Origin of the sequence: Eikenella glucosivorans (assembly GCF_016025525.2) — a bacterium.
Classification (GTDB): domain Bacteria; phylum Pseudomonadota; class Gammaproteobacteria; order Burkholderiales; family Neisseriaceae; genus Eikenella; species Eikenella glucosivorans.
The window spans coordinates 200,755-220,526 of record NZ_JACSGR010000007.1; the positions used below are offsets into that span (position 1 = coordinate 200,755).

A 19,772-nucleotide genomic window follows, 5' to 3' on the forward strand; every position below is an offset into this window, starting at 1 on the left:
ATTATCCTTTAAATGGGAACTTAAATAGGGAAAGCAAAGCCTTTGCTTCCTCATCCGTTTTAGCAGTCGTAGTAATTGTAATGTTCAACCCTCTTAGAGCATCAATCTTATCATACTCTATTTCAGGAAATATAATCTGCTCTCGAACACCCATATTATAATTACCACGCCCATCAAAGGATTTTCCATTTACCCCACGAAAATCCCTTACTCGAGGCAGCGCAATAGTAACCAGCCTGTCCAAGAATTCAAACATTTTCTCTTTCCGCAAAGTAACTTTGCAACCAACTGGATAATTATCACGTATTTTAAAACCAGCAATAGACTTTCTTGCAAGGGTTACAATAGGTTTCTGCCCAGAAATCTTCTCCAAGTCGGTAATTGCATGTTCCATAACCTTCTTATCTGCAACAGCCTCACCAACACCCATATTAAGGGTTATTTTCTCAATCCGAGGCACTTCCATAACCGACTTATATCCAAATTGCTCAATCAAAGCAGGAACAACTGTGCTGCTGTAATATTCTTTCAACCGTGCCATATCTAATCACCCTTTCCACTTACACAACATCTAAGCCAGTGGATTTAAACACTCGAACTCTCTTGATCTTACCATTACTTTCAATCAATTTAATACCTACACGATCCGCCTTCTGCGTATCCTTATTTAAGAGAGCAATCTTAGCAATGTGGATTGGCATGTTTTTAACAACCACACCACCATCAACACCGCGCATAGGATTAGGTTTTTGATGCCGCTTAACCAGGCTCACCCCATCAACAACCACCCTATCACCAAGAACTTGAAGAACCTGACCAACCTTACCTTTATCTTTACCAGCAATAACAACGACCTGGTCACCTTTTATAATCTTATTCATTACCACACCTCTTGGATCGTCTAAATTACCTCAGGAGCCAAAGACACAATCTTCATAAATCTCTCTGTACGCAACTCACGCGTAACAGGACCGAAAATGCGCGTACCCATAGGCTCTAGTTTAGCATTTAACAAAACTGCTGCATTATTATCAAATTTAATCAATGCGCCATCAGGGCGACGAATGCCCTTTGCTGTGCGCACAACAACAGCATTATATACATCACCTTTTTTAACTCTTCCACGAGGCGCAGCATCTTTTACAGATACCTTAATAACATCCCCAACATTAGCATATCGCCGCTTAGATCCGCCTAGCACTTTAATGCACATCACTTGACGAGCACCAGAGTTATCAGCAACATCCAAAATCGTCTGCATCTGAATCATTTTTCAACTTACCTTTTATCTAACCAACTTAGCTATTTGCAATCATAACCACCGGCAAATAACCAGTTTTGGCCCCGTTCAGGGAGAAGCCTCTAAAGAAGATAGAAGCAAAGAGAGCGGAATTATACAGCCTCTCGAAGAATACTGCAAGCCCCGCTCACTAAAAAACACATTATGTATGGTTAAATCACTTGAGATTTTTCAACCACACGCTCAACAACCCAAGCCTTCGTTTTCGAAAATGGGCGACTCTCCGCAATCACAACTATGTCATCTACTTTACATTCATTACGCTCATCATGAGCATGAATCTTTGTTGATCGCTGAATAATTTTACCGTAAAGAGGGTGCTTCACGCGACGCTCAATCAAAACAGTTACAGTTTTGTCCATTTTATCACTGACAACTTTTCCCTGTAACGTCCGAACGATTTTGGTATCACTCATTATTACCACCCCCTATTTCAGCCAATTTAGTTTTAATCCTTGCAACATCCCGACGGACTCTTTTGAGTTCACTATTCTTACTCAACTGCCCTGTAGCATGTTGCATACGCAAACCAAACTGCATTTTCAACAAATCAACCAAATCAGCTTCTAGTTGGCTTCGTGATTTATCTTTTAGCTCAAGCATCTTCATTATTTACCCACCTGCCGAGACACAAAAGTTGTGCGAATAGGCAATTTTGCAGCAGCTAACGCAAATGCCTCCCTAGCCAAAACTTCTGATACTCCATCCATTTCATAGAGTACTTTACCAGGCTTAATTTCAGCTACATAATACTCAACAGATCCTTTCCCACCACCCATACGAACCTGAATCGGTTTTTCAGTAATAGGCTTATCAGGAAAAACCCGAATCCAAATACGACCACCACGTTTGATATGACGAGTCATAGCACGGCGGGCTGCTTCAATCTGACGAGCTGTCAATCGACCACGCCCGATAGCCTTTAATCCAAAGTTACCAAAGCTTACATCATATCCATTGGTAGCAATACCTGTATTACGCCCTTTGTGCTGTTTACGGTATTTCATTCTAACCGGCTGTAGCATGGCGACTACCTCCTTTTCTGCGTTTATGTTCCTGTTCGGAGTTTTCTGCTACTTGACCAGCCTCACCTTTATACACCCATACTTTCAATCCAATAACACCATAAGTAGTATGGGCTTCACTGGTAGCGTAGTTTACTTCTGCACGCAAGGTATGCAATGGCACACGACCTTCACGATACCATTCACTACGCGCAATATCGGCACCATTCAACCGACCAGAAGTCATGATTTTAATACCTTTTGCCCCGGTTCGCATCGCATTCTGCATCGCACGTTTCATCGCTCGACGAAATTGCACTCGTTTTTCTAATTGCTGAGCGATCCCATCTGCAATAACTTGCGCATCTAATTCAGGCTTGCGGATTTCTTCAATGTTCACATGAACGGGAACACCCATCAAACCCTGCAAATCCCGCTTCAACATCTCTATGTCTTCCCCTTTCTTACCAATCACTACCCCTGGACGAGCAGTATGAATGGTAATTCGAGCAGACTTAGCTGGACGTTCAATAACAACACGACCCACCATGGCATTAGCCAAGTGCTTGCGTAGATATTCACGTACTTCGATATCCTGCTTCAAAACAGCAGAAAACTCTGTACTCTTAGCAAACCACTTAGATGACCAATCTTTATTAACAGCCAAGCGAAAGCCAGTTGGATTAATTTTTTGTCCCATAGCTTTTCCTTAGTTTCCTACCGTCACATTAATATGACATGTTTGTTTCTCAATACGATTACCACGACCTTTTGCTCTTGCACGGAATCGCTTTAGGCTAGGCCCTTTATCTACAAAGATAGCCTTTACTTTCAGCTCATCAATGTCAGCGCCTTCATTATGTTCAGCATTCGCAATAGCTGACTCCAATACCTTTTTGATTAATTCAGCGCCTTTTTTAGCACTGAAAGTTAAGATATTTAAAGCCTGCTCTACATCTTTACCGCGAACCAGATCTGCCACCAGTCGTGCTTTCTGAGCAGAAATACGGGCATTTTTATGTTGTGCAGATACTCTCATATTTCACCTTATTTCTGAGCCTTTTTATCAGCCAAATGTCCCTTAAAAGTACGCGTCAGTGCAAACTCACCCAGTTTATGACCCACCATGTTATCACTGATAAATACAGGAACATGCGTACGGCCATTATGTACTGCAATAGTCAACCCAATAAAATCTGGCAAGATTGTAGAACGACGAGACCACGTTTTAATTGGTCGTTTGTCATTGCTCGAACGGGCAGCATCAACTTTTTTGAGCAAGTGCAGGTCTACATATGGGCCTTTTTTCAATGAACGAGCCATATTAATTAACCTTTATTTGAATAGCGACGACGGACAATCATATTATCCGTACGCTTGTTATTACGAGTTCGGTAACCTTTAGCAGGAGTACCCCACGGACTAACAGGTTCACGAGCTTCACCAGTACGACCTTCACCACCACCATGCGGGTGATCAACTGGATTCATAACCACGCCACGAACTGTCGGGCGGATACCACGCCAACGGTTAGCACCAGCCTTACCAATTTTTTTCAGGCTCTGCTCTTCATTACCAACTTCACCGATAGTAGCTCGGCAATCGATATGGATTTTACGCACTTCACCAGAACGCAAGCGCACTTGTGCATAGATCCCTTCTTTAGCCAACAACACAGCTGAAGCACCCGCAGAACGCGCAATCTGCGCACCCTTACCTGGTTTCATTTCAATACAATGAACCGTTGTGCCTACAGGGATATTACGGATAGGCAATGCATTACCAGCTTTAATCGGAGCCTCCGAACCGGAAACCAAGACTGCCCCTACCTGCACATTGCGAGGAGCAATAATATAGCGACGCTCACCATCAGCATAGCAAAGCAATGCAATGAAAGCAGTCCTATTCGGATCATACTCGACTCGCTCAATCTTGGCAGGAACACCATCCTTGTCACGTTTAAAGTCTACAATACGATAATGATGCTTATGACCACCACCCTTATGACGAGTAGTGATGTGCCCATTATTATTACGGCCAGCAATAGAATTTTTCTTTTCTAGCAAGGGCGCATAAGGCGCACCCTTATGCAGACCTTCTGCAACAACGCGCACCATACCGCGGCGACCTGCAGAAGTCGGCTTCATTTTTACAATAGCCATAGTATTTATTCCTTATCTGCAGCTGCTGCAACGGCTTCTAAATCCAGCTCCTGTCCGGCAGCCAAGCCAACATAAGCCTTCTTAACGTTACTGCGCCGACCCAAAGAGCGGCCAAAACGTTTTACCTTGCCTTTGATTGCAACAGTGGTTACAGAGGCTACCTGAACACCAAACAACAACTCTACAGCTGCTTTAATTTCAGCTTTAGTAGCATCAGGCAGTACCTTAAAAGTCATCTGATTACGTTTTTCGGCCAGCAGATTGCTCTTCTCAGAAACAACAGGAGCCAAAATTACTTTCATCAAGCGTTGTTGATTCATACCCATTGCTCCTCAAGTTGCGCAACTGCTTCCTTGGTAACCACTACCTTTTTGTAACGCAGCAAGCTGTACGGATCGATCTGTTGAGCTTCCAAAACCAACACATTCGGCAGGTTACGAGAAGACAAATACACGTTCTCATCCAATTGCTTGGTCACAAACAAAACCTGATCCATCCCCAAATTCTTTACTTGTTCAGCAAAAGCTTTGGTTTTCGGAGTAGCAGCAGACAATTCCTCAATAACGTACAATCGTTCATCACGAACCAGCTGGGACAGAATAGTCGCCATGCCTGCCCGATACATTTTACGATTCACCTTCTGAGTAAAATTTTCATCCGGTTTATTCGGGAATATACGACCACCCCCTCTCCACAGCGGAGAGGAAGTCATACCAGCACGCGCACGCCCAGTACCTTTTTGATGCCAAGGCTTTTTGGTAGAGTGCTTCACTTCCGCACGAGTCAACTGAGCACGATTACCAGAGCGAGCATTTGCCAAAAACGCAGTTACCAACTGATGCACCAATGCTTCATTGTACTCGCGTGCGAACAGCGCATCGGAAACAGCAAGGCTACCTGAAACTTGGCCTTTACTATCAATTACTTTTAATTCCATTATGCACCTACTTTCACGCTCGGGCGCACAACCACATTACCATTGGCAGCACCAGGCACGGCACCCTTGACCAACAGCAGATTGCGCCCTGCATCCACACGAACCACTTCCAAGCACTGCACGGTTGAAGTGGTATTACCATACTGACCGGCCATGCGCTTACCAGGGAATACGCGACCCGGATCCTGGTTCATACCAATAGAACCCGGAACACGGTGAGAACGAGAGTTACCGTGAGAAGCACGTTGCGAACCAAAATTATGGCGCTTGATGGTACCAGCAAAACCTTTACCCTTAGAGGTGCCAGTTACATCTACCAACTGACCAGCCTCGAAAATAGCAACAGTTACTTCATCGCCAACTTTCAATTCGGCCAATTTTTCTTCAGACAAAGCAAATTCATGCAAACCACGGCCTGCTTCAACACCTGCTTTCGCATAATGTCCTGCATCAGCCTTATTTACATGGCTAGCTTTTTTCTGACCAAAGGTAACCTGAACGGCAGTATAGCCGTCGGTATCTTTGGATTTCACCTGAGTGACGCGGTTAGGAGACATTTCCAGCACAGTTACCGGCACGGAAACACCTTGCTCAGTAAACACGCGAGTCATCCCCACCTTGCGCCCAACCAGACCTAAAGTCATGATTTTTCCTTATATAACAAGGGACCAGCTACGATTGGCCAGTCATTGGACAAAAACAAAAACTCGGCTTAAAAAGCCAAGATGCGCACTATACTATATTTTCACCAATCTTTTCAAGAAGAACTTCCATTTTCTTTCTATCCCGCCCATTTCGTAGCACATCTAGCCACACCGAATCTCATCTAGCCTATAACCACCTTGTTATCGTTTTTCAGGTAGCCTTTTACCCTTCTGCGCCACCACCAGGCTACCTGAAAATCCTTTCTCAAACATTCTGACCACGTACAATAAAAAACCGGACAGTTCATCCTGTCCGGTTTTAATCTGCAAGCAACGGCTACTGTACTTTGATTTCCACATCCACACCAGCCGGCAAATCCAGCTTCATCAGTGCATCAGTAGTCTTGTCAGTCCAATCTACGATATCCATCAGGCGCAGATGGGTACGAATCTCCAACTGTTCACGGGAAGTCTTATTCACGTGCGGAGAGCGGAGAATGTTGAAACGCTCGATTTTAGTCGGCAACGGAATCGGGCCTTTTACTACGGCGCCGGTACGCTTGGCAGTCTCAACAATTTCCTGAGCCGAACGATCGATCAGGCTGTAATCGTAAGCTTTCAGGCGGATACGGATTTTTTGGTTTGCCATTTATTCGTTATCCTTACTTAAGCGATTACAGAAGCAACCACACCGGCACCTACCGTACGGCCACCTTCGCGAATCGCAAAGCGCAAGCCTTCTTCCATCGCAATCGGGGCAATCAGTTCTACGGTAATGGTTACGTTCTCGCCGGGCATCACCATCTCTACGCCGGGTTCCAGTTCTACAGCACCGGTTACGTCTGTGGTGCGGAAGTAGAATTGCGGACGGTAGTTGGCGAAGAACGGGGTGTGACGGCCGCCTTCTTCTTTGCTCAATACGTACACTTCGGCTTTGAACTTGGTGTGCGGGGTGATGCTGCCGGGTTTGGCCAGCACTTGGCCGCGTTCCACTTCTTCGCGCTTGGTACCGCGCAGCAGTACGCCTACGTTGTCGCCTGCCTGGCCTTCGTCGAGCAGTTTGCGGAACATTTCGACGCCGGTGCAGGTGGTTTTCTGGGTGGGTTTCAGGCCGACGATTTCGATTTCGTCGCCAACGTGGATAACGCCACGTTCTACACGGCCGGTTACCACGGTACCGCGGCCGGAGATGGAGAATACGTCTTCAATCGGCAGCAGGAAGGGTTTGTCGATGGCGCGCTCAGGAGTGGGAATGTAGCTGTCGAGAGCGGCGGCCAGTTCGAAGATTTTTTCTTTGTAGCCAGCATCGCCTTCGAGGGCTTTGAGGGCGGAACCTTGTACGATGGGGCAGTCGTCGCCGGGGAAGTCGTAGCTGGAGAGCAGGTCGCGGATTTCCATTTCTACGAGTTCGAGCAGCTCGGCGTCATCTACCATGTCGCATTTGTTCATGAATACGAGGATGTAGGGTACGCCTACCTGACGGGCGAGTAGGATGTGTTCGCGGGTCTGGGGCATGGGGCCGTCGGCGGCGGATACGACGAGGATGGCGCCGTCCATCTGGGCAGCACCGGTAATCATGTTTTTCACGTAGTCGGCGTGGCCGGGGCAGTCTACGTGGGCGTAGTGGCGGTGCTCGGTTTCGTATTCTACGTGGGCGGTGTTGATGGTGATGCCGCGGGCTTTTTCTTCCGGGGCGTTGTCAATCTGGTCGTAGGCTTTGGCCTGTCCGCCAAATTTCTCAGCCAAAATGGTGGTCAGCGCTGCGGTCAGCGTGGTCTTACCATGGTCAACGTGACCAATGGTGCCAACGTTTACGTGCGGCTTGCTACGTTCGAATTTTTCCTTAGCCATGAGCTAATTCCTTTTCATATAAAAGATCGATTAAAAGAACAAAAGGCTACCTGAAAATCCCCAGTCAAAACCTGAAATAGTTTTCAGGTAGCCTGTAGAAGGCTGCCCGCTCCAATGGACAGCCAAGCTTGCAAAGTTAGCCTTTGCGGTCTGCTACTACTTTTTCTGCCACGTGAGCCGGGGCTTCTGCGTATTTCTTGAATTCCATGGTGTAGGTGGCACGGCCTTGAGTGGCGGAACGCAGGTCGGTTGAATAACCGAACATTTCGGCCAGCGGCACTTCAGCACGGACTTTCTTGCCGCCGATGCCGTCGTCATCCATACCCAGCACGATGCCGCGGCGGCGGTTCAGGTCGCCCATCACGTCGCCCATGTAATCTTCCGGCGTTTCCACTTCTACCGCCATAATCGGTTCCAGCAGAACAGGAGAGGCCTTGCGCATACCGTCTTTGAACGCCATGGAAGCGGCCAATTCAAACGCGATTTGCGAAGAGTCCACATCATGGTAAGAACCGAAGGTCAGGCGCACGCGCACGTCCACCACCGGATAACCGGCCACAATACCGTTTTGCAGCGTATCGCGGATACCTTTGTCCACAGACGGAATGAACTCGCGCGGAATCACGCCGCCTTTGATTTCGTCGATAAATTCGTAGCCGGCACCACCCGGTTCCATCGGCTCCATTTTGATCACAACGTGACCGTACTGACCTTTACCGCCGGACTGTTTAACGTGTTTGGCTTCGGACTCGACTTCTTTGCGGATGGTTTCGCGATAGGCTACTTGCGGCGCGCCCACATTGGCTTCAACACCGAATTCACGTTTCATGCGGTCAACGATGATTTCCAGGTGCAGTTCCCCCATGCCGGAAATAATGGTTTGGCCGGATTCTTCGTCGGTACGCACGCGGAAAGAGGGGTCTTCCTTAGCCAAGCGGTTCAGGGCAATACCCATTTTCTCTTGGTCGGCCTTGGTTTTCGGCTCAACAGCCACGTGGATTACCGGCTCGGGGAATTCCATGCGCTCCAGAATAATCGGTGCATCTTCGGCAGCCAGCGTTTCACCGGTAGTCACATCTTTCAAACCGATGGCGGCGGCGATATCGCCTGCGCGCACTTCATCGATTTCGTCGCGGTCGTTGGCAGTCATCTGTACCAAGCGGCCGATGCGTTCACGGGTACCTTTAACGGAGTTCACCACGCTGTCGCCGGATTTCAGCACGCCAGAGTAAACACGGATAAAGGTCAGCTGGCCGACGTATTTATCGTTCATCAGTTTGAACGCCAAAGCGGAGAATTTAGCATCGTCGCTGGCTTCGCGGTGCTCCGGCTCATCGGTATTCGGGTTCACGCCCTGTACCGGCGGGATGTCGGTCGGGGACGGCAAAAACTCTACCACGGCATCCAGCATGCGCTGCACGCCTTTATTCTTAAATGCAGAACCGCACAATACCGGCTGGATTTCACCGGCCAAAGTACGTTGACGCAGTGCACCAACGATTTCCTCCTCGGTCAACTCTTCGCCGCCCAAGTATTTGTCCATCAGCTCCTCATTGGCTTCAGCTGCGGCTTCAATCATGTTCTGACGCCATTCTTCGGCAGTTGCCACCAAATCGGCCGGAATATCGCCGTATTCGAAAGTCACACCTTTGTCGGCTTCGTTCCAAATAATGGCTTTCATCTTCAGCAGATCCACCACGCCTTCGAAATTATCTTCGGCACCCACCGGCACCACTACCGGCACCGGATTGGCGCGCAGACGGGTCTTCATCTGATCAACCACGCGGAAGAAGTTGGCGCCTTGGCGGTCCATTTTGTTTACGAAGGCCAAACGCGGCACTTTGTATTTGTTTGCCTGGCGCCATACGGTTTCGGATTGAGGCTGCACACCGCCAACTGCGCAGTACACCATCACACCGCCGTCCAACACGCGCATGGAACGCTCCACCTCAACAGTGAAATCCACGTGTCCGGGAGTGTCGATAATATTGAAACGATGCTCTTTAAACTGACCACCCATACCTTTCCAGTAGGCGGTTACGGCAGCAGAAGTAATGGTAATACCGCGCTCCTGTTCCTGCTCCATCCAGTCGGTGGTGGCCGCACCGTCGTGCACCTCACCGATTTTGTGAGTCAGGCCGGTGTAGAACAGAATACGTTCGGTAGTAGTGGTTTTGCCCGCATCAATGTGGGCGGAAATACCGATATTACGGTACAAACTAATCGGGGTTTTACGAGCCATTTTGGTCGCCTTTCAAAATTAGAAGCGGAAGTGAGAGAAGGCTTTGTTGGCTTCGGCCATGCGGTGCACTTCTTCACGTTTCTTCAACGCGCCGCCGCGGCCTTCGGCCGCATCCATCAGCTCACCGGCCAAACGCAAGTCCATGGACTTTTCACCACGCTTGCGGGCCGCATCGCGTACCCAGCGCATCGCCAGCGCCAAACGGCGGGAAGGACGAACCTCAACAGGAACCTGGTAGTTGGCACCACCAACACGGCGGCTTTTCACTTCCACGATCGGTTTGGCATTATCGATGGCTTCGTTAAACACCTCGATGGCTTCTTTGCCCTGCACTTTTTTGGCAATTTGCTCCAACGCACCATACACGATGCGCTCGGCAACGGATTTCTTACCGTCCACCATCAAAACGTTCATAAACTTGGTCAGTTCAACGCTACCGAACTTCGGATCCGGCAATACGTCGCGCTTGGGGACTTCTCTACGTCTTGGCATTTCAATTTCCTTTAATCTATTCAGCTGGGATTCACTCCCGCGAATGCCCATAGGAGCATTCACTTACTCGGCCGTTATATCAATAAGAGCGGCCGACGTGCCTGTATTAAAAAATTATTTCGGGCGTTTGGCACCGTATTTAGAACGGGCCTGTTTACGGTCTTTCACGCCGGCGGTATCCAGAGAACCACGAACAGTGTGATAACGCACACCCGGCAAGTCTTTCACACGGCCGCCGCGAATCAGCACCACGCTGTGTTCTTGCAGGTTGTGGCCTTCGCCGCCGATGTATGAAATCACCTCGAAGCCGTTGGTCAGGCGCACTTTGCACACTTTACGCAAAGCGGAGTTCGGTTTTTTCGGGGTGGTGGTGTACACACGGGTGCACACGCCGCGTTTCTGCGGGCAGGCTTCCAGTGCGGGCACCTTGTTTACGTACTCGGGCTTTTTGCGGCCCTTGCGTACTAACTGGTTAATAGTTGGCATATTTTCTCGTCCTGTTGAGTTAAATATTTGCCGACACCATGCCGGCAAGAGCGGAATTATAGTTCTTTTGCAAGCGGCGGGTCAATGGCGGCGGCGGAATATACCTTAGCTTTTCGTGGTTTACAGGCGGGATTGTTGCTTTATGCGCAGCACCGGGCTGCTTGGCCGGCTTGGCGAATAACGCTGTTTGGTGCGGAGAAGCAGTCTGCCGTATCCCATATCCGCACACGCTTGAGGCTACCTGAAAAATATAGCGCAATACGGCGGCGTTACTGCGGAGTGAAATTTTTCAGGTAGCCTCTGGCAAACCATGAAGCGGGGCAACAAAAGAAAAAGGCTACCTGAAAATTGCTGAATACAGTTTTTCAGGTAGCCTTCATACAGCCATATATCAAGCATCCGCTTTTGCTTTGCCGAAACCCGGCGGCTGGCGGCAAGCGCGGCTTCGGCTCAGCCTTACTTGATCGCGTTGCGGATCACGCCCATGATGCTGCGGGTGATGCTGCGCGTGATTTGTTTGTTTACCTGGCTGCCGAGCGAATCGGCCAGGTCGTAGCCGAGGCCCTGGTTGGCGCGTTTGCGGCTGCCGAACAGGCCGCCGAGGAAGCCGTCCACCACGCCGCCCTGGCTGCGTTCGGCTTTTTGCGCGCTCGCGGCGGCGCTGCTTTGGGCTTTGGCTTCGGCCTGCGCTTGTGCGGCTGCGGCCTGCTCCAGCTGTTGCAGGGCTTCGTAAGCGGAGAAATTGTCCACCGCGTCTTTGTAGTGGCGGTAGAGGATGTCGTTTTGGAAGCGGCTGTCGCGCTCGGCGGAGGCCAGTGGGGCGAGCTGGGATTGCGGCGGCAACACGAAGGCGCGCTCCACCACGCCAGGCATGCCTTTTTCATCGAGGAAGGACACCAGCGCCTCGCCCACGCCCAGCTCGGTGATCACTTGCGCCACGTCCAGCTTGGGATTGCTGCGGAAGGTTTCGGCGGCGGCGCGCACGGCTTTTTGGTCGCGCGGAGTGAAGGCGCGCAGGGCGTGCTGCACGCGGTTGCCGAGCTGGCCGAGCACGGTGTCTGGCAGATCAAGCGGGTTTTGGGTAACGAAATACACGCCCACGCCTTTGGAGCGGATAAGGCGCACCACTTGCTCGACTTGTTTGAGCAGGCTGTCGGCGGCGCTGTCGAACAGCAGGTGGGCTTCGTCGAAGAACATGACGAATTTGGGCTTCTCCAAATCGCCGACTTCGGGCAGGGTTTCAAACAGCTCGGCGAGGAACCACAGTAAAAAGGCGCTGTAGAGGCGGGGCGAGCGCATGAGTTTTTCGGCATTCAGGATGTTGATCACGCCCTGCCCGCCTTCGGTTTGCAGCCAGTCTTGCAGGTTGAGCTCGGGCTCGCCGAAAAACAGGTCGCCGCCTTCGCTTTCCAGCTGCAGCAGCTGACGCTGGATGGCGCCGACGCTGGCGGCGGAAACGTTGCCGTATTGGGTGCGGTATTCTTTGGCGTGTTCGGCCACGTATTGCAGCATGCCGCGCAGGTCTTTCAAATCGATCAGGTGCCAGCCTTTATCGTCGGCGGCTTTAAACACGAGGTTGAGCAGGCCTTCCTGGGTGTCGTTCAGGTTCATCAGGCGGGAGAGCAGCATGGGGCCCATTTCGGAAATGGTGACACGCACGGGGATGCCGGTTTCGCCGTACACGTCCCAAAAGCGCACGGGGAAGCCTTTCAGGTAGCCTTCCGCATCCAGCCCGAACTGGGCGATGCGCTCGCCCACTTTACCCTGGCCGTCGCCAGGGTTGGCGATGCCGGAGAGGTCGCCCTTCACATCGCTCATAAACACGGGGATGCCGGCGGCGCTGAAGCTTTCGGCCATTTTGCGCAGGGTGACGGTTTTGCCTGTGCCGGTGGCGCCGGCAATCAGGCCGTGGCGGTTAGCCATCTGGCCGAGCAGGAACAAATCGCGGCTGTCGGCGGCGGTTTTGGCGATATCGAATTGCGCCATCGTGCTTCTCCAAGGGGATTGATAACGGACGGTATTGTAGCGGAATCGCGGGGTTTGACGGCAAATTTGTTGGCACGGCGGGCGGGATGGTTTTCAGGCAACCCTTAGCAAGGCATTGAAGGCTACCTGAAAAACTGTTTGCCGGATTTTCAGGTAGCCTGCTTGCCGCCTTTAAAAGGCTACCTGAAAATATGAAACGGCCTGACTCACAGCCCGCCTTTACCGCTGTTTTCAGGTAGCCTCTTCCCCCCAAACAGCGCATAATACGCCCGTTTGCCACCCGCCCGGAGACCGCTATGCCCAACCCCCTTTACGGCCAGCACATCATTTCCATCCCCGACCTGAGCAACGAGCAGCTCGAATGCCTGCTGGATACCGCCCTGCGCCTCAAACATCAGCCGCGCCGCAACCTGCTCGAAGGCCGCCTCATCGGCTCCTGCTTCTTCGAGCCCTCCACCCGCACCCGCCTTTCCTTCGAAACCGCCGTGCAGCGCTTGGGCGGCAAAGTGATCGGCTTTTCCGACGGCGCCAACACCAGCGCCAAAAAAGGCGAAACCCTGGCCGACACCGCCCGCATCATCTCCAGCTACACCGACGCCATCGTCATCCGCCACCCCAAAGACGGCGCCGCCCGCGTGCTGGCAGAATTTTCCGCCGTGCCCGTGATCAACGCCGGCGATGGCACCAACCAGCACCCCAGCCAAACCCTGCTCGACCTGGTTACCATCCAAGAAACCCAAGGCAGCCTCGCCAACCTCATCATCGCCATGGCCGGCGACCTCAAATACGGCCGCACCGTCCACTCCCTCGCCCAGGCCATGAAACGCTGGGGCGCCGAATTCATCTTCGTTTCCCCGCCCAGCCTCGCCATGCCCGAATACATCACCGAAGAGCTCGATGCCGCCGGTTGCCGCTACCAAACCATGCCCAGCCTCGAAGCCGCCATCGAGCGTGCCGACATCCTCTACATGACCCGCGTGCAACGCGAACGTTTCGACGAGCAGGAGTTCGCCAAAATCCAAGGCAAATTCAACCTAGAAGCCGCCATGCTCGCCCACGCCAAGCCCAACCTGCGCGTATTGCACCCCCTGCCCCGCGTCGACGAAATCCACCCCGATGTGGATGGCACGGTTTATGCTTACTACTTCGAGCAAGCCAAAAACGGCGTATTTGCACGCATGGCCATGCTCTCGTTGGTGCTCAACGAAACCGTATAACTCCGGCACTTCAGGCTACCTGAAAAACGCTGGGCCAAGCCAAGGTTGCATTTCGGCAAAATAAACAACCCGGCCGAAACCAACCCTTCATGCATGCACACGTCATTGGTTTATATCTATAAAACATATTGTTCAACAAAGGGATCAAATAATGCATGCAAAAACCATCCTGGCGCTGATGTGCCTGGGCGCGTTGGCCGGCTGCGGCGGCGGCAGCAAAAACGGCGAAGGCCAAAATATCACCTCCATCCAATTCGGCAGCGGTAGCAGTTCTGGTCAATCTTCGACCATGTCCGTTCGTATGCGGGAGCAATCTCAATCGCAGCCGCAAGCTGACAACAACACGCCGTCTCCCACCCCCAATCCGTCTCCCAACACAGATCCCACACCGAACCCCAATCCAACCCCCACACCGGACCCAACGCCGAGCCCCAATCCCGATCCAACCCCCAACCCGCCCACACCGAAACCGCCCACGCCAACCCCAAGCAACGGCTGTGAAAAGGCTACTGATGATTCCGGCCAATGGAAAAGCCTGCGGTGCTTCGAATTCAAAGAATCCACCGTACCGCAAGACTGGGAAGTCAAAAACATTCCCAACCACTTGGGCGGCCACCTCTCCTACCTCAAAGGCAACGTTGAGTTCGTGGAAAACGACTTTGTGAAGATCACCACCCGCCGCCATTGCGTGCGGCAGCAGGGCGACCCGCTCACCGCCACCAATGCCACCACCGGCGCGTGTGCGGCCAACCAAGTGGCACAATACGCCAGCGGCCGCTTCGAATCCAAGCCCATCGTGGATGCCAGCAAACCGTTCCGCGCCGAAATCCGCGCTCGCATCAACTGGAATGGCTCCCAAGGCATGCGCACCGCCCTTTGGATGCGCAACAGCGAAAACCTGCAAAACTGCGCCCGCAACCCCGCTGCCAACGACCCCTATGGCGAGCTGGATATTGTGGAATGGTATTCTTCCACCCGCGAGTATGCCTGGTCGTCCTCCCATGCCCGCTGCTATTACAGCCATCAAACAGGTTCTTGGGCCACCCGCCTCTTCATACACCGTTTGGAATACCGCCCCAACAAACAGGCCACCCCGATAGACGGCGCTTGGCATGTATGGGCTGTTGAATTTGACGGCCAGAAAGTACGCTACTTCTTGGATGGCAAGCTGATTCCCGTGGGTACCTACCGCGTAAACGACAACACCCGTATTGATGTCATCAACCGTCACGATACCGATGCAGATGGCGGCTATCCCTCCACCATGCCGGATGAAGACTATGCGAAGCTCAACATCACCAAAGAGATGCTGAGGCAGACATTCGTCGAGAAAGGCCCGTGGTATTTCATCATCAACGACTACGCGGAATGGGAAAAAAGCCTGAATCCGCCCAAGCCCACCGACCCCTTCCCCATCCAAACCACTCTGATCGACTACGTGCGGCTGTATCAGAAAAACTAACCCCCGCTATTGCAGGCTACCTGAAATTTCAGGTAGCCTTTACTCCGTCTGAACCACCCGAAACCCGGAAACCCAAATGGACAACAAAAAACTCAGCGTCGAAGCCATCGAACACGGCACCGTTATCGACCACATCCCAGCTGGCCTCGGCCTCGCCATCCTGCGCCAGTTCAAGCTGCTGCACCACGGCCACGCCGTTACCGTCGGCTTCAACCTCCCCAGCAAACGCCACGGCCGCAAAGACATCATCAAAATCACCGGCATCCGGCTCGACGAAGCCGCCGCTAACCGTCTCGCCCTCTTCGCCCCCGAAGCCACCGTCAACATCATTGCCAATTTCCGCGTCGAGCAGAAAATGCCGCTGAAGCTGCCCGACACCATCAGCGAAGTATTCCGCTGCCCCAACCCCAACTGCGCCAGCCACGGCGAGCCCGTAACCAGCCGCTTCTACGTGCGCCGCCGCGGCAGCCAAACCCGCCTCAAATGCCACTACTGCGAAAAAACCTACGACCGCGACTTAGTGGCCGAAGCCTGAAACACCATTCACCAGACCCAACAAAGGCTACCTGAAAAATGCCGCACTTCAGCACACCGCATTTTTCAGGTAGCCTTTCCCCCGGTTAAACCAAGTACCCAAACCGCCATGCCCTACCAATACCGCCAAACCCTGCCCCACACCCCCTTAGACATCATCGGCGACGTCCACGGCGAATTTGCCGCCTTCCAATCCCTGCTGCACCACCTCGGCTATCACGACGACGGCCGCCACCCGCAAGGCCGCCGGCTCGTCTTCGTTGGCGACCTGTGCGACCGCGGCCCCGACAGCCCCGCCATGCTCGCCTGGTTCAAACAAGCACACGAGCGCGGCTTCGCCCAAATGGTATTGGGCAACCACGAACTCAACCTGCTCGCCAACGACCCCAAAGACGGTGCCGGCTGGTTTTTCGACAGCCGCGCCGATAAAGACGCTGCCAACTACACCCCCTGGCAACGCCAAGCCGCCGACCAAAAAACCGCCCTTACCTCCTGGCTGGCCGAACAGCCCTTGCTGCTCGAACGCCCCGACCTGCGTATCGTCCACGCCGCCTGGCTGCCTCAACACATCGAACATCTCGAAGCCGCCCAAGGAGAAGGCCTGGTGGAGCAATACCGCCGCTTCGACGCCGAGCTCGACTACCGCATCCGCACCGCCCCTTGGTATGCCGACTATTGTTATGAACAAGAACATTACGCCCCATTGGCCCACAACCCCCACCAAGCCCCGCCCCCCATGCCCGCCACCGCCCAATACGACTTCGAGCGCAGCCGCCTCAACCCGATACGCGCCCTCACCAGCGGTGTCGAACGCCTGGCCGACGCCCCCTTCTTCGCCGGCGGTCGCTGGCGCGGCACCACCCGCTGCCCCTGGTGGGACGACTATCATGCCCACACCCCCGTCATCATCGGCCACTACTGGCGCAGCTGGCAGCCCCACCCCGCTGCACTCCCCGCCGAACGCGGCCTGCTGCCGCCACAGCCCGACAGCTGGCACGGCGCGCGGCACAACGTGTTCTGCGTTGATTTCTCCATCGGCGCCAGCTGGCGCGCCAGGAAACATCCGCAACAATATCAGCCGGAACAATTCCGCCTCGCCGCCCTGCGTTGGCCCGAACGGGAACTGGTGTTCAACAACGGCGAACACGTTCCCACCCGTTAATGGCACAATAGGAAAAGGCTACCTGAAAGCTCGTTTACTTGTTTTCAGGTAGCCTTTCCCATGCATCATAGTGAACAGCTTGCTTCAGCCATGCACAACCATCTTCACTCCCCACCAGCGCGGATGTCTTGCAAAATCTGCTTTGCCTCCACGTCTCCTTGAGCTGCCGCTTTTTCAAACCACCCAACAGCTACTGTACGATTGGGCAACACACCATCCGCACCACGGTAATAAATCTTGCCCAGCATCACCTGTGCATCCTGATTACCCTGCGCTGCCGAGCGCTCAAACCACCGCATAGCCACACGCGTATCCGCCCGCACGCCCAAGCCCACCAAATACATCCGGCCGAGGTTGAACGCACCCGCACTCTCGCCTTGCGCCTCTGCCCTTTCAAACCATTGTTTGGCCAACGCATAATCCTGCGGCTTGCCCACCCCTTCCAAATACATCACACCCAAGCTAACTTGAGACACCGGATAACCCACTTGCGCCGCCCGCTCCTCCCATTCCACCGCCCGCTGCTCATCCTGCTTCACCCCCAACCCGTGCCTGTAAATCGTTGCCAGAAACATCATGGCCGGCGGCATCCCGCGCGCAGCAGCCTTTTCAAACCATTGCCTGGCACGCGCATAATCCGGCCTGCCTGATTCAGGATGAAAATGCATCAAGCCCAAATGATACGGTGCCACAATATGCCCTTGCGATGATGCCACCTCATACCATTTCCGCGCTAGAGCAGCGTTCCGCACCACACCCAACCCATGCTCATAAGCCACGCCCAAAGTAAATTGGGCATTCATATCATCCCTTTCCGCCTGTTGCTGCAACACAGCAACGCCAAAACCGCTTCCTCCTGCCGCCGCAGCCTCTCCACCCGGGCGCACATCAGCCCAAGTAAAACCATTTGCCGCCAGCAACATCGCCAACCAAATTCCTTTTTTCATCACACCCCCTAAAACCCATTCCGCCTATCAATAGGCTACCTGAAAATACCAGCTTCAATACAGCACGCATGCTCTTGCACGCATAGCCCCAATCGATACCCCGATTTTTAGCCAGTCCCTGCCTGCAAGCAAGCCGCATACCACAAACCGGCCGCCCCCAGGCAACCTTTCAGGCTACCTGAAAAAACGCTTTCCGATGAAGCCAAAATCCGGAGCACGGTTTTCAGGTAGCCTCTATCTTGTACAAAAGGCTACCTGAAAACTGAATCTTCACACAGTGCAGGCTTCGTTCCCAAAAAGCGGAAACGCAAATGCTTATGGCAGCTAAACGCGTGCCGCAGCAATCGCAAGCCGCTGGCCAATAAAAAGGCTGCCCCTTTCGGGCAGCCTTCATTCTTCTGTCTGACAACTTATTCTTCGCTCATAAAGCCGCGCAGCTTTTGGATGGCTTTGGCTTCAATCTGGCGGATGCGCTCGGCGGATACGCCATATTCGGCAGCCAGCTCGTGCAGGGTGAGCCCGCCGTCGTCTTGCAGCCAGCGGCTTTCCACGATGCGGCGGCTGCGGTCGTCGAGCTGGGCCAGTGCGTTTTGCAGGCCTTCGGTCTGCATGGCATAGCGGGCTTTTTGGGCGATCTGCTGAGTGGGCTCGTTGTGGTTGTCGGCCAGCCAGTCGATGGGAGCGTAGCCGTCGTCTTCGCCGTCGCTGTTATCGGCCAAGAGAGCAACGTCTTTGCCGGTCATGCGCTGTTCCATTTCCAACACTTCGTCCATTTTCACGCCCAAGTCGTCGGCAATGCTCTGCGCTTCTTCGGGCGAGAGGGCGTTCATGCTTTTGCGCATGCTGCGCAGGTTGAAAAACAGTTTGCGCTGCGGCTTGGTGGTGGCCACGCGCACCATGCGCCAGTTGCGCAGGATAAATTCGTGGATTTCGGCCTTGATCCAGTGCACGGCAAAGGAAAACAGGCGGGCGCCGCGGTTGGGCTCATAGCGTTTCACGGCTTTCATCAGGCCGATGTTGCCTTCCTGAATCAGGTCGGCCTGGTTCAAGCCGTAGCCATCGTAGCCGCGGGCAATGGACACCACCACGCGCAGGTGCGACAAAATCAGTTGCTTGGCGGCTTCCAAGTCGCCTTGCAGCTGGCGCACGGCCAGATTGTGTTCTTCCTCGGGGGTGAGCAGCGGGATGCTGTTCACGGTGTGAATATATTGCTCCAGGCTGCCGTGGCCGCTGGGGATGGGTAAGGCAAAAGCGGTATTCATTATTTCTTGTTTCCTTTTTAATTTGTTCTTTTTTTTGCCGCCACTTGGGCGGATTATTCTTTGCTCTATCTTTTCTCTGAGGGT

General features: G+C 53.0%; 26 protein-coding genes. 4 read left to right on the forward strand and 22 right to left on the reverse strand.

Going from position 1 to position 19,772, the window contains the following annotated elements; genetic code table 11:
• Window position 1: 1 nt before the first annotated feature.
• The 20 genes from rplE to H9Q10_RS10385 all read right to left on the reverse strand — a co-directional run bounded on the left by rplE (window position 2) and on the right by H9Q10_RS10385 (window position 13,104).
• On the reverse strand, window positions 2-541 hold the full coding sequence (gene rplE, locus H9Q10_RS10295; RefSeq protein WP_197903886.1) for a 50S ribosomal protein L5: 540 nt from the start codon (window positions 539-541) through the stop codon (window positions 2-4).
• A 19-nt stretch (window positions 542-560) separates the two neighbouring features.
• Window positions 561-881 carry a 50S ribosomal protein L24 gene (rplX, locus tag H9Q10_RS10300; protein WP_197903887.1) on the reverse strand — a complete coding sequence of 107 codons (321 nt, stop codon included), beginning with the start codon at window positions 879-881 and terminating at the stop codon, window positions 561-563.
• 20 nt (window positions 882-901) lie between these two features.
• Window positions 902-1,270, reverse strand: coding sequence for a 50S ribosomal protein L14 (gene rplN / locus H9Q10_RS10305; protein WP_197903888.1), 369 nt, complete (start codon window positions 1,268-1,270; stop codon window positions 902-904).
• A 182-nt stretch (window positions 1,271-1,452) separates the two neighbouring features.
• Window positions 1,453-1,716 carry a 30S ribosomal protein S17 gene (gene rpsQ, locus H9Q10_RS10310; protein WP_197903889.1) on the reverse strand — a complete coding sequence of 88 codons (264 nt, stop codon included), beginning with the start codon at window positions 1,714-1,716 and terminating at the stop codon, window positions 1,453-1,455.
• The gene (gene rpmC / locus H9Q10_RS10315) at window positions 1,709-1,909 is read right to left on the reverse strand and encodes a 50S ribosomal protein L29 (RefSeq protein ID WP_197903890.1); all 201 of its coding nucleotides are present in this window, start codon (window positions 1,907-1,909) and stop codon (window positions 1,709-1,711) included. Before rpmC ends, rpsQ begins: the two co-directional genes overlap by 8 nt.
• The gene (rplP, locus tag H9Q10_RS10320; protein ID WP_197903891.1) at window positions 1,909-2,325 is read right to left on the reverse strand and encodes a 50S ribosomal protein L16; all 417 of its coding nucleotides are present in this window, start codon (window positions 2,323-2,325) and stop codon (window positions 1,909-1,911) included. The genes rpmC and rplP overlap by 1 nt, the downstream gene beginning before the upstream one ends.
• Window positions 2,309-3,004 carry a 30S ribosomal protein S3 gene (gene rpsC / locus H9Q10_RS10325; protein WP_197903892.1) on the reverse strand — a complete coding sequence of 232 codons (696 nt, stop codon included), beginning with the start codon at window positions 3,002-3,004 and terminating at the stop codon, window positions 2,309-2,311. Before rpsC ends, rplP begins: the two co-directional genes overlap by 17 nt.
• A 9-nt stretch (window positions 3,005-3,013) precedes the next feature.
• Window positions 3,014-3,343 carry a 50S ribosomal protein L22 gene (gene rplV, locus H9Q10_RS10330; protein ID WP_197903893.1) on the reverse strand — a complete coding sequence of 110 codons (330 nt, stop codon included), beginning with the start codon at window positions 3,341-3,343 and terminating at the stop codon, window positions 3,014-3,016.
• Window positions 3,344-3,351: 8 nt separating this feature from the next.
• Window positions 3,352-3,627: a 30S ribosomal protein S19 gene (gene rpsS, locus H9Q10_RS10335; RefSeq protein ID WP_082890797.1), complete on the reverse strand. Its 276-nt coding sequence runs from the start codon at window positions 3,625-3,627 to the stop codon at window positions 3,352-3,354.
• A 5-nt stretch (window positions 3,628-3,632) separates the two neighbouring features.
• Window positions 3,633-4,466, reverse strand: coding sequence for a 50S ribosomal protein L2 (gene rplB / locus H9Q10_RS10340; protein ID WP_197903894.1), 834 nt, complete (start codon window positions 4,464-4,466; stop codon window positions 3,633-3,635).
• Between the two features lie 5 nt (window positions 4,467-4,471).
• A complete protein-coding gene (gene rplW, locus H9Q10_RS10345; protein ID WP_197903895.1) occupies window positions 4,472-4,786 on the reverse strand; it encodes a 50S ribosomal protein L23 in 315 nt (104 codons plus the stop codon).
• Window positions 4,783-5,403, reverse strand: a complete 621-nt coding sequence (rplD, locus tag H9Q10_RS10350) for a 50S ribosomal protein L4 (RefSeq protein WP_197903896.1) — start codon at window positions 5,401-5,403, stop codon at window positions 4,783-4,785. The genes rplW and rplD overlap by 4 nt, the downstream gene beginning before the upstream one ends.
• Window positions 5,403-6,047 (reverse strand): 50S ribosomal protein L3, encoded by a 645-nt coding sequence (rplC, locus tag H9Q10_RS10355; RefSeq protein ID WP_197903897.1) that lies wholly within the window; start codon window positions 6,045-6,047, stop codon window positions 5,403-5,405. The genes rplD and rplC overlap by 1 nt, the downstream gene beginning before the upstream one ends.
• Before the next feature lie 201 nt (window positions 6,048-6,248).
• Window positions 6,249-6,377 (reverse strand): hypothetical protein, encoded by a 129-nt coding sequence (locus tag H9Q10_RS12255; RefSeq protein WP_274381500.1) that lies wholly within the window; start codon window positions 6,375-6,377, stop codon window positions 6,249-6,251.
• A gap of 7 nt (window positions 6,378-6,384) precedes the next feature.
• Window positions 6,385-6,696 carry a 30S ribosomal protein S10 gene (gene rpsJ, locus H9Q10_RS10360; protein ID WP_002642322.1) on the reverse strand — a complete coding sequence of 104 codons (312 nt, stop codon included), beginning with the start codon at window positions 6,694-6,696 and terminating at the stop codon, window positions 6,385-6,387.
• A gap of 17 nt (window positions 6,697-6,713) precedes the next feature.
• On the reverse strand, window positions 6,714-7,898 hold the full coding sequence (gene tuf, locus H9Q10_RS10365) for an elongation factor Tu (protein ID WP_197903811.1): 1,185 nt from the start codon (window positions 7,896-7,898) through the stop codon (window positions 6,714-6,716).
• Between the two features lie 136 nt (window positions 7,899-8,034).
• Complete coding sequence (gene fusA / locus H9Q10_RS10370; protein WP_197903898.1) at window positions 8,035-10,140, reverse strand: elongation factor G; 2,106 nt, start codon at window positions 10,138-10,140, stop codon at window positions 8,035-8,037.
• 18 nt (window positions 10,141-10,158) lie between these two features.
• A complete protein-coding gene (gene rpsG / locus H9Q10_RS10375) occupies window positions 10,159-10,632 on the reverse strand; it encodes a 30S ribosomal protein S7 (protein ID WP_067593114.1) in 474 nt (157 codons plus the stop codon).
• Between the two features lie 114 nt (window positions 10,633-10,746).
• Window positions 10,747-11,118 carry a 30S ribosomal protein S12 gene (rpsL, locus tag H9Q10_RS10380; RefSeq protein ID WP_003824684.1) on the reverse strand — a complete coding sequence of 124 codons (372 nt, stop codon included), beginning with the start codon at window positions 11,116-11,118 and terminating at the stop codon, window positions 10,747-10,749.
• Window positions 11,119-11,574: 456 nt separating this feature from the next.
• The gene (locus H9Q10_RS10385; RefSeq protein WP_197903899.1) at window positions 11,575-13,104 is read right to left on the reverse strand and encodes a helicase HerA-like domain-containing protein; all 1,530 of its coding nucleotides are present in this window, start codon (window positions 13,102-13,104) and stop codon (window positions 11,575-11,577) included.
• 296 nt (window positions 13,105-13,400) lie between these two features.
• Here H9Q10_RS10385 and pyrB point away from each other — a divergent pair, with 296 nt between their 5' ends.
• The 4 genes from pyrB (at window position 13,401) to H9Q10_RS10405 (ending at window position 17,479) form a co-directional block, all read left to right on the forward strand.
• Window positions 13,401-14,321 (forward strand): aspartate carbamoyltransferase, encoded by a 921-nt coding sequence (gene pyrB / locus H9Q10_RS10390; RefSeq protein WP_197903900.1) that lies wholly within the window; start codon window positions 13,401-13,403, stop codon window positions 14,319-14,321.
• A gap of 151 nt (window positions 14,322-14,472) precedes the next feature.
• Window positions 14,473-15,783 (forward strand): glycoside hydrolase family 16 protein, encoded by a 1,311-nt coding sequence (locus H9Q10_RS10395; RefSeq protein ID WP_197903901.1) that lies wholly within the window; start codon window positions 14,473-14,475, stop codon window positions 15,781-15,783.
• Window positions 15,784-15,859: 76 nt separating this feature from the next.
• Complete coding sequence (gene pyrI / locus H9Q10_RS10400) at window positions 15,860-16,318, forward strand: aspartate carbamoyltransferase regulatory subunit (protein WP_197903902.1); 459 nt, start codon at window positions 15,860-15,862, stop codon at window positions 16,316-16,318.
• A gap of 108 nt (window positions 16,319-16,426) precedes the next feature.
• A complete protein-coding gene (locus H9Q10_RS10405; RefSeq protein WP_197903903.1) occupies window positions 16,427-17,479 on the forward strand; it encodes a metallophosphoesterase in 1,053 nt (350 codons plus the stop codon).
• Window positions 17,480-17,583: 104 nt separating this feature from the next.
• Here the strand turns inward: H9Q10_RS10405 and H9Q10_RS10410 are convergent, their stop codons facing one another.
• Together H9Q10_RS10410 and rpoH are read right to left on the reverse strand one after the other, a co-directional pair.
• Window positions 17,584-18,402, reverse strand: coding sequence for a tetratricopeptide repeat protein (locus H9Q10_RS10410; protein ID WP_238480195.1), 819 nt, complete (start codon window positions 18,400-18,402; stop codon window positions 17,584-17,586).
• A gap of 434 nt (window positions 18,403-18,836) precedes the next feature.
• Complete coding sequence (gene rpoH, locus H9Q10_RS10415) at window positions 18,837-19,688, reverse strand: RNA polymerase sigma factor RpoH (protein ID WP_197903905.1); 852 nt, start codon at window positions 19,686-19,688, stop codon at window positions 18,837-18,839.
• Between the last annotated feature and the right edge of the window lie 84 nt (window positions 19,689-19,772).

What these genes read in the sequence shown, in the direction of transcription:
- rplE (WP_197903886.1), bottom strand. Translation starts at nt 541, where the DNA reads ATGGCACGGTTGAAAGAATATTACAGCAGCACAGTTGTTCCTGCTTTG.
- rplX (WP_197903887.1), bottom strand. Translation starts at nt 881, where the DNA reads ATGAATAAGATTATAAAAGGTGACCAGGTCGTTGTTATTGCTGGTAAA.
- rplN (WP_197903888.1), bottom strand. Translation starts at nt 1,270, where the DNA reads ATGATTCAGATGCAGACGATTTTGGATGTTGCTGATAACTCTGGTGCT.
- rpsQ (WP_197903889.1), bottom strand. Translation starts at nt 1,716, where the DNA reads ATGAGTGATACCAAAATCGTTCGGACGTTACAGGGAAAAGTTGTCAGT.
- rpmC (WP_197903890.1), bottom strand. Translation starts at nt 1,909, where the DNA reads ATGAAGATGCTTGAGCTAAAAGATAAATCACGAAGCCAACTAGAAGCT.
- rplP (WP_197903891.1), bottom strand. Translation starts at nt 2,325, where the DNA reads ATGCTACAGCCGGTTAGAATGAAATACCGTAAACAGCACAAAGGGCGT.
- rpsC (WP_197903892.1), bottom strand. Translation starts at nt 3,004, where the DNA reads ATGGGACAAAAAATTAATCCAACTGGCTTTCGCTTGGCTGTTAATAAA.
- rplV (WP_197903893.1), bottom strand. Translation starts at nt 3,343, where the DNA reads ATGAGAGTATCTGCACAACATAAAAATGCCCGTATTTCTGCTCAGAAA.
- rpsS (WP_082890797.1), bottom strand. Translation starts at nt 3,627, where the DNA reads ATGGCTCGTTCATTGAAAAAAGGCCCATATGTAGACCTGCACTTGCTC.
- rplB (WP_197903894.1), bottom strand. Translation starts at nt 4,466, where the DNA reads ATGGCTATTGTAAAAATGAAGCCGACTTCTGCAGGTCGCCGCGGTATG.
- rplW (WP_197903895.1), bottom strand. Translation starts at nt 4,786, where the DNA reads ATGAATCAACAACGCTTGATGAAAGTAATTTTGGCTCCTGTTGTTTCT.
- rplD (WP_197903896.1), bottom strand. Translation starts at nt 5,403, where the DNA reads ATGGAATTAAAAGTAATTGATAGTAAAGGCCAAGTTTCAGGTAGCCTT.
- rplC (WP_197903897.1), bottom strand. Translation starts at nt 6,047, where the DNA reads ATGACTTTAGGTCTGGTTGGGCGCAAGGTGGGGATGACTCGCGTGTTT.
- rpsJ (WP_002642322.1), bottom strand. Translation starts at nt 6,696, where the DNA reads ATGGCAAACCAAAAAATCCGTATCCGCCTGAAAGCTTACGATTACAGC.
- tuf (WP_197903811.1), bottom strand. Translation starts at nt 7,898, where the DNA reads ATGGCTAAGGAAAAATTCGAACGTAGCAAGCCGCACGTAAACGTTGGC.
- fusA (WP_197903898.1), bottom strand. Translation starts at nt 10,140, where the DNA reads ATGGCTCGTAAAACCCCGATTAGTTTGTACCGTAATATCGGTATTTCC.
- rpsG (WP_067593114.1), bottom strand. Translation starts at nt 10,632, where the DNA reads ATGCCAAGACGTAGAGAAGTCCCCAAGCGCGACGTATTGCCGGATCCG.
- rpsL (WP_003824684.1), bottom strand. Translation starts at nt 11,118, where the DNA reads ATGCCAACTATTAACCAGTTAGTACGCAAGGGCCGCAAAAAGCCCGAG.
- H9Q10_RS10385 (WP_197903899.1), bottom strand. Translation starts at nt 13,104, where the DNA reads ATGGCGCAATTCGATATCGCCAAAACCGCCGCCGACAGCCGCGATTTG.
- pyrB (WP_197903900.1), top strand. Translation starts at nt 13,401, where the DNA reads ATGCCCAACCCCCTTTACGGCCAGCACATCATTTCCATCCCCGACCTG.
- H9Q10_RS10395 (WP_197903901.1), top strand. Translation starts at nt 14,473, where the DNA reads ATGCATGCAAAAACCATCCTGGCGCTGATGTGCCTGGGCGCGTTGGCC.
- pyrI (WP_197903902.1), top strand. Translation starts at nt 15,860, where the DNA reads ATGGACAACAAAAAACTCAGCGTCGAAGCCATCGAACACGGCACCGTT.
- H9Q10_RS10405 (WP_197903903.1), top strand. Translation starts at nt 16,427, where the DNA reads ATGCCCTACCAATACCGCCAAACCCTGCCCCACACCCCCTTAGACATC.
- H9Q10_RS10410 (WP_238480195.1), bottom strand. Translation starts at nt 18,402, where the DNA reads ATGTTGCTGGCGGCAAATGGTTTTACTTGGGCTGATGTGCGCCCGGGT.
- rpoH (WP_197903905.1), bottom strand. Translation starts at nt 19,688, where the DNA reads ATGAATACCGCTTTTGCCTTACCCATCCCCAGCGGCCACGGCAGCCTG.